Here is a 13,082-nt window from a genome sequence, read left to right as displayed (position 1 = left end):
CTAACGCGGTGGCCAGTTTTTGTTGACCACTTCATGTGGACAAATTCCTGGACCTTCAGGAGTTAATTTATGCATTCATACGAGGACCGGATTCGGGCCGTCGAACTCTATTACCGGTACGGAAAGAATGCCTCCGTTGTCGTCATGGAGCTGGGATATCCTTCCACAAAACAGCTGGGCCGTTGGGTTCGGATTTATGAAGAGAAGGGCGATTTACCCAGGGAATTAAAACCAAGAGAACGCTATTCACGTACACAGAAAATTGCTGCTGTTGAGCATTATCTTACTCACGGTGGTTGCCTGTCGTACACTCGCCGAGCCATCGGCTACCCCAGTAACGAAATTCTAAAGCGCTGGATTGAAGAGTTTTACCCAAATGCGCGTCCCCTGGTCATTCGCTCAGGCACAAGCAAATGCTTCAGCCCGGAAGAGAGGTCTCAGGCCGTCCGGGAGCTCTGTAACCGACGTGGAACCGCGCGTAAAGTTGCACAAAGCATAGGCGTCAGCGTCCCGGTCCTGTACAAATGGAAGAAAGACCTTATCAGTGACGAGGCTTATCAATCCATGCGCAAACGAAAGGCAGCCCCTCAGGATAAAAATCAGGATACTTTACTCGGTGAAATCCAGCGTCTCAGGAAGCAGGTTCATCAGCTGCAGCTCGAACGTGACATACTGACAAAGGCGAATGAACTGATAAAAAAAGATCTGGGCATCAGCTTTCTGAAACTGAAAAACAGGGAGAAAACCCTGATAGTTGATGCCCTTAAGAAAAAGTACCCCGTTGCTGAGTTGCTAAGCGTTCTGCAACTTGCCCGCAGCTGTTATTTTTACCACAAAGCCAGCAAACGTCTGTACGATAAGTATGCGGAAATACGCGTGATCATGGCCGATATCTTTGAGGAGAATTACCGCTGTTACGGCTACCGGCGCCTTCACGCGATGCTTCGCAGTAACAACAGGGTTATTTCTGAAAAGGTTGTCCGCAGACTGATGGCAGAAGAGCAGCTCGTTGTTAAGCGCACCAGGCGACGACGATATAACTCTTACTGTGGCGAAATCGGTCCGGCACCGGAAAAATACGCTCAACGAACATGATAAACCGGTGATACACAGCGATCGTGGTGGCCATTACCGGTGGCCGGGCTGGCTCGAGCGTATCAACACCTCCGGACTTATAAGGTCCATGTCGCGCAAAGGATGCTCGTCGGATAATGCTGCGTGTGAAGGCTTCTTCGGGCGTATCAAAAACGAAATGTTCTATGGCAGAGACTGGGCGGGTATCACGCTGGAAAAATTTATCTGCTTCCTGGACAGGTACATACGCTGGTATAACGAGAAACGTATCAAGCTATCATTAGGTGCAATGAGTCCTGTGAAGTACCGGCAGCATCTTGGGATCACAACATAACAGTCCAGGAAAACATCCGCAGCCCCAAAAGTGACATTACTAAATGGTTCTAACAAAGCCTGTTATTGCAAGATTAAAATGTCACCTCATTTAGCCAGTTTCAAATGTCACCTAAAATAGCTTGCAGAACGAAAGGGAAGATAGTTTTTGCAGAGGAAAGCAGGCATGAATGACGTCCATGCCTGTGATTGAGAGGCTATATCAGTAAGCTGTTATTCGCCTTTTTTATGGTCGTGTTCCTTCAGGCCGGGATGCTTTGGTTTATTCTCCGGCGTTACACGCTGACGTTTATCTTCTTTTCCAGTTGATTTAGCGATTGGTTTTGGACCAGTTTTAATGCCCATAAAAATCTCCTGAGTGAAAACAGATTTAAACTTGCATGCTGTGGTAGTGATACCAAGATTGTAATGAGGGTTACCAGTCATAAAACCAACCGGCGTCTTTTCAGAAGTTTGCACTTCATCACATAGCGGTGGTTAAATTCGCTACATAAGCCCAAAAAGAGCAGGGGACTAACGTTTCAGGCTGGCCCTGAATTCCGCTGGGTTTGCCAGCACCGGATTGATAGCTCTTACTTGTTCCTGCACCCGGGCCTGTGCCCGCCTTTTAGGCATCTTCTTGCTACGGTCCCGTTTCCCGTCCCGCTCCAGTTCGTCCATCTTGTCCTGAGCGAGTTTCAGAACAGCCCCAAGACGCTTGTTATCAACGATTTGCCCCTGGTCGACACATTCCAGTTTGTCGAACACCTGATATTTGAGTGAACGGTAACCGTATTTGAATGCCAGCGTGCCGTCCGGATAGTCGAAGACTGTTATTTTTTCGCCAGCGATGCGAGTATTTTCTTCACTAGGTTCAACCAGATATATCATTTTGTCATAGCGGAATGTCAGCGTTTTAGACAGCTTACGCAGTTCCTGCCAGGCAAAGATATCATCCAGCTCTTCGTTGCTTTCAGCCACGGTTCGGTGCAGATCTTTGGGGTATTTTGCTGGTCTTGCGAAGCGACGATTGAAGTCGGCAATGAAGGTATCCAGCCAGGCGTTGGCTGCTTCAATACTGCTGATTCCCTCGAGACACATATCCTTGGTAAGCCGATCCTGAAGTGTCTGATTTGCTCGCTCTACGCGGCCTTTAGCCTGCGGACTGTTGGCACAAATCAGTTCGATCCCCAGTTCAGAAAGCACGCGGCCAAACTGGGTAACACCGGTTGTGGTTGAACCACCATTATTGACCCTGAAAATGCCGTGCTTGTCGCTGTAGAACGCAAGGGGCTTGCCGTGTTGCTCGAGATACTCGCGGGTGGCCATCATGTAATCAAAGGCTGATTCAGTCTCACCAAAGCGAAGGTGCATCAGGCGACCAGTCGCGTCATCAATAAAGACGAGCAGGCAGCATTTGGGGGCACGTCCTTCAAACCAGTCATGCGGGGAACCATCGATCTGAACAAGTTCTCCGAGGCAGTCACGCCGGTATCTGGGTTGATGAACACGTGGCCTGCGACGTGAGTATGGGACCCAGAGTCCTCAGCCGTCATCCATTTTCTGAGCGTTTCAACAGACACCGTGATGTTATGGCGTTCGCGCAATTTTCCTGCGGCAAGCGTTGGTCCAAAGTCGCTGTAGTTATCGTGAAGTAAAGAAAGTACACGCAGCTTCAGTGACTCAGGAAGCCTGTGATTACCGGGGTGTCCACGCCGAAGGTTTGCCAGACCTGCGGCACCAGACTCACGAAAACGGTTCATTAACCGCTGTGTCTGACGTTCGGTCAGAGCAAGCTGATGAGCAGCATCACGACGGCGCATGCGTTTATCAACAACTGACTGAATGACGTTGATCCGGCTGAGTTCTTTATCTGACATGGTCACAAGCATCCTGATGTCTCCATGGCCTGAGGATTGGATCCTTTATGCCAGAAAAAGTGACATCACTAAATGGGTTAAAAGTGACATCAGAATATTGCAGTTACAAAGCCGGTTCGCATAACAAAGATTATGTTAAATTCAATAGTAAAATCATTATAAATCAATATCTTAAATATCGAACAAGCCCCTTTCTTCCTCAAACCTCACTGTGGTAACTTTAAAAACAATGTCCGTTCCTGAGTTTGTGATGCCTTAAAGCCATGGTGAAGATAAAAGTTTTTGGCTTCTTCAGTCAGTGCATGAACCATAATCGCACGGACTCCTATATTCTCAGCTACACGGTAACAGCGCAGAACTGCATCATGCAGTAAATCGGCCCCGAGCCCTTGGCCACGGTATGAAACATCAACTGCCAGGCGAGCAAGTATGATTACGGGAATTGGATCTGGCATATTGCGCCTGAGGCTTCCCATTGCTTCCACGTGGTTAACGCTGCCGGTGGCCAGAGAGTAAAAACCGACAACCTGTTTAGTGTCTCTTTTACAAACGACGAACGTTCGTGCTGCACCAAGAGCTTGGTTTTTTAATCCCCTCTGTTTAAGCCAGTCATCAAGTACTGCCTCACCACTGACGAACTCTGCTAGTTGATGGGAGCTGGATAATGGTTCTGGTGCTGTTACACGTCCCACTGAGGTTTCCTTGCCAGAAGTTTATCAATAGCCGCCTCATCCGAAACCGGTGCATCGAGCATATCGATAAACTCTGCATACTGCTCATCGTTAAAATTAAATACGCGACGATCGAGGATCACATTCTCCGCAGCCTGACATGCCATTTCCAGGATGAAGTCCGTGCGTGATTTATGGAGAATCTCTGCTGCAGCATCAATAAGTGCTCTTTGAGATTCTTTAGCTCTAAGGTTGAGCTGAACATCTGATTTCATGAGTGCGCTCCTTGTATAGCGATTGCTTTACAAGCATATCATATGGATTCTGTATAGCAAAAGCTATACGGTTTTTTAAGTGCAGTGAACATACGAAAGAGTCAACTTGCAACTATTAGGTAAAGCTCTTCCTCTAAATTATTTTCCTTGCTCTGGCCTACCAAATCAAACCCAACGCCCTGAATTTACTGCGTGCGATGCTTGCTAGCAGTCTCATCCGGACAATTAGCATGAAAACTATGGATTGTTATCTGGTCTAACATCTGGAAAAGTTACTGATGAGAAGGTAGTATTCGGATCGTCAGCGATCGTCTTGTGGTGGGACAGATTGTTGATTCAGATTACTTTTGTGTCCTAACTCAAACTGACGGTTTGACTGCTTTGTGGTGAGGCAGGCGGGTGGCAAAAGATGGTTTTACGGAAGAAATGCGGACTTCCGGAAACAGACAGGGACAGGACGTGTCCAGTAAAACGTTCAGGAGCAGGTAACGGGATTTCCCGGAGCCTGAATGCACAAACCCCCCGACATCTGTCATCATCTTGGCGGAAGACACAGATATCAGGGGGTCCAAAAGCAGGCGCGTGGCCTGTGAAGGATTATAACGCATGCACCACATAACACAACACCCGGCCGCCATAAGAACAGGCCGCCGTGAATGACAATCAGATTTCTGTTCACTGGTCAGATCTACCGAAAGATGAGCTAACCCGTTTCTGCCAGGATGTCGATGCCGGCACTCAGGGTAATTTCCTCATTGCACCGGTCAAAAAACTGACCCGCCGCAAACGCGGTGAGCATTCCACAAAAGCCAAATGTGAGAACCCGGCCTGGTATCGCCCGGAGCATTATAAAAAGCTCTCCGGACAGCTCGGTCATGCCTACAATCGCCTGGTGAAAAAAGACAAAGAAACTGGGCAGGTCAGCCTGCGCATGCATGTTTCTCGTCACCCTCTCTATGTCGCCGGCCGCCGTAAGGCGGGACGTAAATATGGCTTCCGTCCGGAACGTCAGCGCCTGCTCGATGCGCTCTGGCCAGTGCTCATCAGCTTCTGTGATGCCGGCAAGCATACCGTCGGCATGTGTATCTCCCGTCTTGCAAAAGAACTCAGTGCAAAGGACGCAAAAGGCAATGTCATTCCTGAAACGGAGGTGACGGTGTCACGCCTTTCACGGCTTATTGAGGAACAGGTACGGTTTGGCGTTCTGGGCCTCGCAGAAGAACGCGCCTGGGATCGTGAATCCCGCACCTGGTTGCCAACGTATGTCTATATAACCCCCGTGGGATTCCAGATGCTGGGCGTCGATATGGACAAGCTGTTTAAAGAGCAGGAGAAGAAGCTCCGTCAGAGCGCCGAGCGTGAGCAGCTGATCCGGGAAGGAGTGATGAGCGAACATGATGATGTTCAGGCCCACTCTGCGCGGAAATGCTGGTCTGGCCGTAAGCGTCGGGAGGCACTCGTTTACCGCCGCAAAAAAGGCGCGGAGCGTAAACGTGCCAACAATCTGATTAAGCTGCCGGCAGATGAACGACTCCATGCAATGTCTGAATGGATTTACCGCACCCTCCCGCCTGACGAAGCGTACTGGTGCACATCTGAGCGCCTGAAGGCTCTGGCCATCCAGCATCTTTACCAGCTGGATCTGGCGCTTTCTCCCCTGGACTAGTCACAGACGACACAACAGTCTTCTTGTTTACGGGCCCCTCACCGGGGCTTTTCGTGCTGGTTTTTTTCGGCCACTCTGCTCATTTTTCAACCTTCACTCCGTTCTCCTTCCGGTCACCATGACGTTCTGCTTGTCGTTATGGCCCCCAGTGGCCACTGTCTCTTTTTTTTACACAGAAATCCGCAAACGAATAAGTGAAGTAACCCGGAAACGAATAAAAGACATTCCGCAAAACAGTCTTACTTCACCGTTTTTATCTCTCTGTTCATTTCATTCCAGAGTAGATCTTTGTCTGCAGTCACTCTGTGGATAACGAAAAATGCCTTCGCATGCAGCGGCCTCACGGCCTCACGCTCAGAACAAAATCAAAAGTACCTCCCGTCGCAAGCGCCGGGCCCCTTTCTGGCCAGAACCCGGCACCGCATACATACCTAACCCCTGCTAAACCGACGCCGCCCCGGCCCAAAGGGCCGGAACCCCCTCGCTTTAAGAGGGATGTTGTAACTAGAAATCAGAGCCGCTGCAGTTAGCGTCGCGACAAGCCCGCTATACACGCTCGTAAGCGCCTCACGGCGCTAACGCGGAGATACAGCCCGTCAACGGCCTCTGGCCTCGACGGGCTCACTCCGACCGCGCACGTCACTACCAGGCGTGGCGGTTCGCGGGTATGGCTTTGCAGGGTAAGGGATGGGACAGGCAGAACCTTTCAAACCGCAGCGGCTTACGCCGGTCACGGCGCCCGTCGACTTTCTCTCCCTGTCTGGCTTCAGCTGGCGCCTCCATGCCGCGATGCGGCATCAGTGAGTTCTGCAGGGCAGCGTGCCCTTTTTTTGTTGTCAAAACTCGTTTCGGGAATATGCTTTCAGAAACAGATAAGCGAGGCGATAAAATGGACACGTTGCTTTTACCCGGCCAGAATCCCCGTGCCTGGGCCGAAACCATGATCAACCTGGAGGCCCGGAAACTGGTGAATACGGCCAACACGGTGGCGGCTATGCATCTCCAGGATGGTTTCATCCGGATTCAGTTTGTGGATGAGATCAGGGCATTCATCATGGCCCAGTTTGAGGCCGCACGCCGGGCGAAAACGGATGAGGGGTTCGAGGTTCAATCGTGTAAAAAACCACGTTAAGGCAATAATTCATTGTTTGAATTGAAATTTAATGGCCTCAACTCTCCCTTCAGAATATTTTCCGGCAGCGTGAACGTATAATGTCCCAGCATGTTGATATGACCGTACATCAGTGGCGACAGGCGTGAGATATGCTCGTCTTCCGGGATCTCACCAGCGCTGCGCAAATGTGATAGCGCTTCCTGCATATAAAGCGTGTTCCACAATACAACTGCGTTAGTGACAAGCCCCAGCGCACCCAGTTGATCCTCCTGCCCCTCACGGTAACGTTTTCTAATCTCACCACGTTGGCCGTAACAGATCGCCCTTGCCACGGCGTGACGGCCTTCTCCCCGGTTAAGCTGAGTCAGTATCCTGCGACGATATTCTTCATCATCAATGTAGTTGAGGAGGTACAGCGTCTTGTTGACCCGTCCCACCTCCATAATCGCCTGCGCCAGCCCTGACGGACGGGAACTTTTTAAAAGCGAGCCCACAAGTTCTGAGGCGTGGACTGTACCCAGCTTCAGAGAACCGGAAACCCTCATCATTTCATCCCATTGGGTTTCTATCTTTGACAGTTCAACGCATCCCCGCGCCAGCTCATCCAGTACCCCGTAGTTCGCATTTTTATCTGCACGCCAAAATACCGCCTCACCGGCATCTGCCAGGCGGGGCGAAAACTGGTAGCCCAGCAGCCAGAACAGGCCAAAGATAATGTCGCTGGACCCTCCAGTGTCCGTCATAATCTCCACCGGATTCAGCCCCGTCTGCTGCTCCAGAAGCCCTTCCAGCACAAAGATAGAGTCACGCAACGTACCGGGGATAACGATGCCGTGAAAGCCGGAATACTGGTCAGAAACAAAATTGTACCAGGTGATCCCACGCCCTGAGCCAAAGTATTTTCTGTTAGGGCCAGAGTTCAGCGTTTTTACAGGAGTGACAAAGCGCATCCCATCTGCAGAAGCCACTTCTCCGCCGCCCCAGCGCTCAGACAGTTCCAGCGTGGACTGAAAATCGACCAACCGGGCATTAGCGCTGACCAGCGTTTCAGCCCGAATGTAGTTTTGTTTTACCCAGCTCAGACGGTGGCGGGTCAGTGCCGGAATACTGTGTTTGATCAGCGGTTCATGTCCGATATTGCAGGCTTCAGCGAGCAGTACGGCACACAGGCTGATGTTAAGATCCTGAGCACGGGCTTCAGACTCACTCACATGAGTGAATTCGCGGGTAAAACCAGTCCGGGCGTCAATTTCAAGCAGCAGCTCTGTCAGATCAACAGGGGGGACCAGCTGCCTGACGCGGCTGTTCAGAAGAATCAGCGGCTGCGGTTCTTCCAGTTTTTCCAGACTGCTGATGGTCAGGGACGGATATTTACCCTGATGACAGATGCTCACGGCAGCATTCAGCTCAAAGCGTGAGGCCACCGTTTTCCAGGTTTCGTCCAGTTCGGTTGCCAGCTGTTTAACGGCATTTCCACCATCGGTGGGGTGTCCAAGCGCCCGGCATACGGCGATCCGCTGAGCCTGCCATTCTTTCCCCTGAAGAAACTTCTGACGCGGATCGCCCCAGCGATCGCTGTTCTCCAGCCAGATATCGCGGCGACGCAGCGAATCCTGAAGGCGTTCCAGCAGGCACAATGAGTATCCTGCACGCTGTATCCGGCCTTCGGAGTCGTACACCAGACGTTTCCAGGGACCTGTAATGATCTGCTCAGGCGCATTCTCCAGGAGGCGTTTTTTCGAACCACTCAGTTCGGCCAGGTAATGTATGGCCGATAGCGTATTTTCGCCGGCAGGGGCAGACTGAAAATGTAAATCACGCAGCATCGCTGGCAGAAAGCGCTTAACCCGTCCATATTGCTCGACCATTTCATCCTGGAAATTTGTGTCCTGCGGGCGGGCAAGCTCATTGACTTTACCTACGGATTCCGCCAGCCGGTTCTTTGGTACGTGGCTGAAAATAGTCTGACGCAGCGCTGCGTCATCCATTTTATCATCCAGTAAAAGCGTACATGCATGTGCCAGAAGTAGCGCCGCGCGATCAAGATCTTTGAGCGTTCTGAGCCGTTTTTTCTGCCCGGTTTGCTTCGCTGAACGCGTGATATTGAGGATCAGCAGATCCAGAACATCGACAGCCTCATCGAGTGCCAAAATTTCCTGTGCTTTAACAAACGCGGTCAGGATGGCCAGCCGCCGTTCCTCCGGCATTCTGGCGATATATTTTACCGAAGCCATGCCAGCATAACGAGCCAGGTTGCGGAGTTGAATTGCAGGCAGCCCGGCAAAATTCAGCCGGGAAAACTCCAGGCTGCGCAGGCGTGTGTAGCGCTGAAGTGCGTCAGTAAAGGCCGGACCACTGACGTTGACGGGCCCTTTTCGTATCTGCTCCATCACGGAAACCCGCTGTCCTTCCGGTATGACAAGCAGACCGGCCAGTTGCTCAGTCTGCCAGCTGTCAGGTAATGCAGCCAGTCTGCGCCACAAACGCCTGCTTGCCCGCTCACGAATTTCGCCAATGAGCCTCGTCAGCGCTGAGGCTGCGGGCAACAATACTTTATTCTGGAGCAACCATGCCGTGGCAAAATCGAACATCAGACCGGGGCGCTCGTTACTGAGCCATGTGCGGATATAAAGCAGACGTTTCAGTCTGAACGACCAGGGGAAATCGCCAAAATCATGGTAGTCAGAGTGTTGCCTGATCAGCCTTTGATGCTCCCAACGGGTATTCTCTCTCTGGGCGTATCGGGCCATGATCTCAGGGCGATGAATGTTCAGCTGTAATGCAACGTAATTTCGGACGCCGGGAGGTATTTGCAAGGGATCGGTCTGGAAGGTTCCCAGAAAACGGGCCGTGGTTAGCTGAAGGGCAATCCCAAATCGGTTATGTTTCCCCCGGCGCTGATTAATAAAAACAAGATCGCGTTCATCAAGATGAAAATACCGGGCCAGCTGAACCTCGTTAGGCTCGGCGGCATACCGTCCGTAGTTTTCGGTCTGTTCACTGGTCAGAAAACCGTCACTCATCCCGCATCCTTTCGTAAGGGTATCGCTCTGCTCAAATTTTGATAGTCTCAGATATTATAAGTTTTGAGACCTTTTAAAGTGCGTGCTTACATGAGTATCAAAAATCGTGTTTTATGCTTTATGATACTACGCAGTATCAGTATCGATTTGTGAGACCAATATGGCATTACTGGGATATGCAAGGGTATCAACGAGCCATCAGAAACTGACGGCGCAGATCATGGAGCTGAAATCTTCAGGCGTCAGAGATGACCGGATTTTTACTGACATGATGTCGGGCGCCACGGACGAACGTGAAGGGTTACAACGGCTGCTTGCCCGTGCCGAAAAAGATGACATTATCATGTGTACCAAAATGGACCGGCTTGGCCGCAACACAGCGGATATGATCCACATTGTTGATGCCTGCTATAAAAAGGGAATAGCCATCCGGTTTCTGGAGAATGGACTGAGTACTGAAGGCACGATGGGTAAAATGGTCATTCAGATCCTTGCTGCCGTTGCTGAAGCTGAGCGGGAGCGGATCCTGGAGCGCACAAACGAAGGCCGGGTCATCGCCATGGCGGCAGGCGTCAGGTTTGGACGGAAACCTCATCACAAATCGGCCGCCGCACTGGAGCTTATCCGGCACGAAACGCCCATTAAACTGGTGATGGAGAAAACCGGCATATCCAGGGCCACCTATTTCAGGTTAAAAAAACTGGGCCCAGGCAGTTAACCCGACGCAGGCAGCGATTTTTTCCTGTGCCGGAAAGGGTTTCGCGGTTGATGCTGATGATCCCCTGCTTAAAAACAGAGTTAACATTGCCCACAATATTGCTGGTTTTGATGAGCCGTTAAAGGAGTTTTATGAATGGATGGATGTATCTGGTGATTGCCGGCATAGCCGAAGTCTTTTATGCCGCGTCAATGCTCCGGACTGAGGGATTTACCCGGATCTACCCCAGTATTTTTTGCCTGACATTTATCGGTGTGAGCATGTACTTTTTGTCCCTGGCAACACGGACTATTCCTGTAGGAACCGCTTATGCGGTCTGGGTCGGGATTGGTGCTTTAGGGACAGCAGCGTACGGAATAATTTACTTAAATGAAGATAAGGGCCTGTTACGCATTGCCTGTTTCGGACTGATTCTGGCGGGTATCATTGGCCTGAAAATTCTGGCAGGACACAAGCAGCTGTAGGTTCTCATCCATAAACAGAACTCCGGGGGCATTCTGATTTTAGACATCAGCATGCCTCTCCCTTTCCCCTTTTTGAAATGGGACATTACCCGCTACATTAATAACAGGCGAGAGAACCGACATAACCGGGGGCGGCCAGGAAAAGTTGCCATGATTGACAAAAAGACTGCTTTTTGTTTGTACCTGCATGATTAACGGTGCGAATTTTTTCGGCAAACTATAAATGCGGGCACCAGTGTGATGATAAGCACCTGAATAAATGCCGACGGTAATGAAGGTGGCCCTGTTGATTAATAAGTTTGCAGGGAAATAAAAATCCCCGTCATCACGGGGATTTTCCGGACCCGAATGCGTTACCGGGAAGGATGCGAAGGAGAAAAGCGCAGTATCAGCATACCCGCCAGTGCTGCCAGTACAGAGCCGGCAAGTACCCCCACCTTGACCTCGTCCACCAACAGGGGGCTTTCTGCAAACGCCAGGTTGCCGATAAACAGGCTCATGGTAAACCCTATTCCGCACAGGACCGATACGCCGTAAACCTGCAGCCAGGTACTTTTTTCAGGCCGTTTTGCCAGGCCCAGGCTGACGGCCAGCAGCGACAGGCCGAAAATGCCCGCCTGCTTGCCAACAAACAGGCCCAGCGCAACGCCGACCGGTACCGGCGACATCAGGTCATCAGCCGTCATACCGGAGAGCGCGACCCCCGCATTTGCGAAGCCAAACAGCGGCAGTATCAGAAACGTCACCCACGGATTGATGCCGTGCTCCAGCCGGGCAAGAGGGGATTGTTTATCCGGATCGGTTACCCGCAGCGGGATAAAGAGCGCCAGCAGGATACCCGCGATGGTGGCGTGCACCCCGGACTGAAGCATGAAAAACCACAGCACGCCCCCCGCCAGCAGATAGGGAAACAGCCGGGTAATCCCGGCACGGTTCATGATAAACAGCAGAGCAACCGTGACCGCCGCACCGGCCAGCATCAGAAACGAAATATTACTGGTATAGAAGAGCGCAATAATAGCCACTGCGCCCATGTCGTCCAGAATAGCCAGCGCCGACAGGAAAATTTTCAGCGAGGCAGGTACGCGACTGCCCAGCAGTGCCAGTACCCCGAGCGCAAAGGCAATGTCCGTGGCGGCAGGAATTGCCCAGCCAGCGAGGGTTTCATCGCTGCCCGCATTAAACCATACGTAAATGGCCGCAGGCACGGCCATCCCGCCCAGCGCGGCAAATCCCGGCAGCGCGCGCTGGCCCCAGGTGGCAAGCTGACCGGTGAGAAGCTCGCGCTTGATTTCCAGGCCGACCATCATGAAGAACACGGCCATCAGGGCGTCGTTTATCCAGTGCTCAACGGAGAGGCCGGCGGCGTTGTATTTCAGGAATACCTCATATCCCTCCCTGAGCGGAGAGTTAGCCACGATGATAGCGGCTGCTGAGGCGATGATGAGCACGATGCCGCCGGCTGCGGGCGAGCTGAAAAATGCAGATGGCACTTCTGACATCCTCTTTTTATTTCTGTCTGGGATTTCTGACACACTCCCTCCCTTTATTCAAAAAAAACAGGCCTTCCCCTGATATACAACCGCTGGTTATCAGAGGATAAGCCGGCTGAGCTACGCTGAAGATATAAAAAATACGATAATTAATTGCTGATAAATTAACGAATTAGCGTGACGTTAATTTTATCATAACGTCCGGCCCGCTTCAGGCGGAAGAGGTAAAGCCCTGTAAAGCTGCCGCAGGCAGGGGCATTTTTATCCGTCATCAGCCACACGCTCACAGCAGCCATGTGACGACAAAAAAACCCAGGGCAGTCATCAGAATGGAGCCGGTTACGTGTACCAGCAGTGAAGTAGGGGTCGTCTCAGAAAACGGAATCTATGGT

At 51.4% G+C, this 13,082-nt stretch carries 8 protein-coding genes and 3 pseudogenes; 5 read left to right on the top strand and 6 right to left on the bottom strand.

From position 1 onward, the window contains the following. The first annotated feature begins 69 nt into the window (after positions 1-69). Positions 70-1,408: pseudogene (locus HMPREF3143_RS24990) on the top strand (IS3 family transposase). Between the two features lie 212 nt (positions 1,409-1,620). Here HMPREF3143_RS24990 and HMPREF3143_RS26420 read toward each other — a convergent pair. The 4 genes and pseudogenes from HMPREF3143_RS26420 to HMPREF3143_RS14990 all read right to left on the bottom strand — a co-directional run bounded on the left by HMPREF3143_RS26420 (position 1,621) and on the right by HMPREF3143_RS14990 (position 4,212). After that, positions 1,621-1,752 (bottom strand): hypothetical protein, encoded by a 132-nt coding sequence (locus tag HMPREF3143_RS26420; RefSeq protein WP_255409921.1) that lies wholly within the window; start codon positions 1,750-1,752, stop codon positions 1,621-1,623. A gap of 168 nt (positions 1,753-1,920) precedes the next feature. Next, positions 1,921-3,266: pseudogene (locus tag HMPREF3143_RS15000) on the bottom strand (ISNCY family transposase). 206 nt (positions 3,267-3,472) lie between these two features. Beyond that, positions 3,473-3,958: a GNAT family N-acetyltransferase gene (locus HMPREF3143_RS14995; RefSeq protein WP_013087269.1), complete on the bottom strand. Its 486-nt coding sequence runs from the start codon at positions 3,956-3,958 to the stop codon at positions 3,473-3,475. Then, on the bottom strand, positions 3,946-4,212 hold the full coding sequence (locus HMPREF3143_RS14990; RefSeq protein ID WP_007869691.1) for a type II toxin-antitoxin system TacA family antitoxin: 267 nt from the start codon (positions 4,210-4,212) through the stop codon (positions 3,946-3,948). The genes HMPREF3143_RS14995 and HMPREF3143_RS14990 overlap by 13 nt, the downstream gene beginning before the upstream one ends. A 652-nt stretch (positions 4,213-4,864) precedes the next feature. Here HMPREF3143_RS14990 and repA point away from each other — a divergent pair. Together repA and HMPREF3143_RS14975 are read left to right on the top strand one after the other, a co-directional pair. Further along, on the top strand, positions 4,865-5,878 hold the full coding sequence (repA, locus tag HMPREF3143_RS14980; RefSeq protein WP_045409001.1) for a plasmid replication initiator RepA: 1,014 nt from the start codon (positions 4,865-4,867) through the stop codon (positions 5,876-5,878). 889 nt (positions 5,879-6,767) lie between these two features. Continuing rightward, positions 6,768-6,974 (top strand): annotated as a pseudogene (locus HMPREF3143_RS14975) (hypothetical protein); the annotation flags it as partial. Positions 6,975-7,006: 32 nt separating this feature from the next. Here HMPREF3143_RS14975 and HMPREF3143_RS14970 read toward each other — a convergent pair. After that, positions 7,007-10,015, bottom strand: coding sequence for a Tn3 family transposase (locus tag HMPREF3143_RS14970; RefSeq protein WP_004118541.1), 3,009 nt, complete (start codon positions 10,013-10,015; stop codon positions 7,007-7,009). Between the two features lie 160 nt (positions 10,016-10,175). Here HMPREF3143_RS14970 and HMPREF3143_RS14965 point away from each other — a divergent pair, with 160 nt between their 5' ends. Continuing rightward, positions 10,176-10,733 carry a recombinase family protein gene (locus tag HMPREF3143_RS14965; RefSeq protein ID WP_004118540.1) on the top strand — a complete coding sequence of 186 codons (558 nt, stop codon included), beginning with the start codon at positions 10,176-10,178 and terminating at the stop codon, positions 10,731-10,733. A 131-nt stretch (positions 10,734-10,864) separates the two neighbouring features. Next, the gene (locus tag HMPREF3143_RS14960; RefSeq protein WP_004118538.1) at positions 10,865-11,197 is read left to right on the top strand and encodes a DMT family transporter; all 333 of its coding nucleotides are present in this window, start codon (positions 10,865-10,867) and stop codon (positions 11,195-11,197) included. A 353-nt stretch (positions 11,198-11,550) separates the two neighbouring features. On the opposite strand, the gene nhaA is transcribed toward HMPREF3143_RS14960, so the two are convergent. Further along, positions 11,551-12,699, bottom strand: a complete 1,149-nt coding sequence (gene nhaA / locus HMPREF3143_RS14955) for a Na+/H+ antiporter NhaA (RefSeq protein ID WP_011977829.1) — start codon at positions 12,697-12,699, stop codon at positions 11,551-11,553. Positions 12,700-13,082 lie beyond the last annotated feature (383 nt).

This window comes from Enterobacter sp. HMSC16D10 (assembly GCF_001807145.1).
GTDB classification, from domain to species: domain Bacteria; phylum Pseudomonadota; class Gammaproteobacteria; order Enterobacterales; family Enterobacteriaceae; genus Enterobacter; species Enterobacter roggenkampii.
This window is presented reverse-complemented; position numbering and strand designations above follow the sequence as displayed.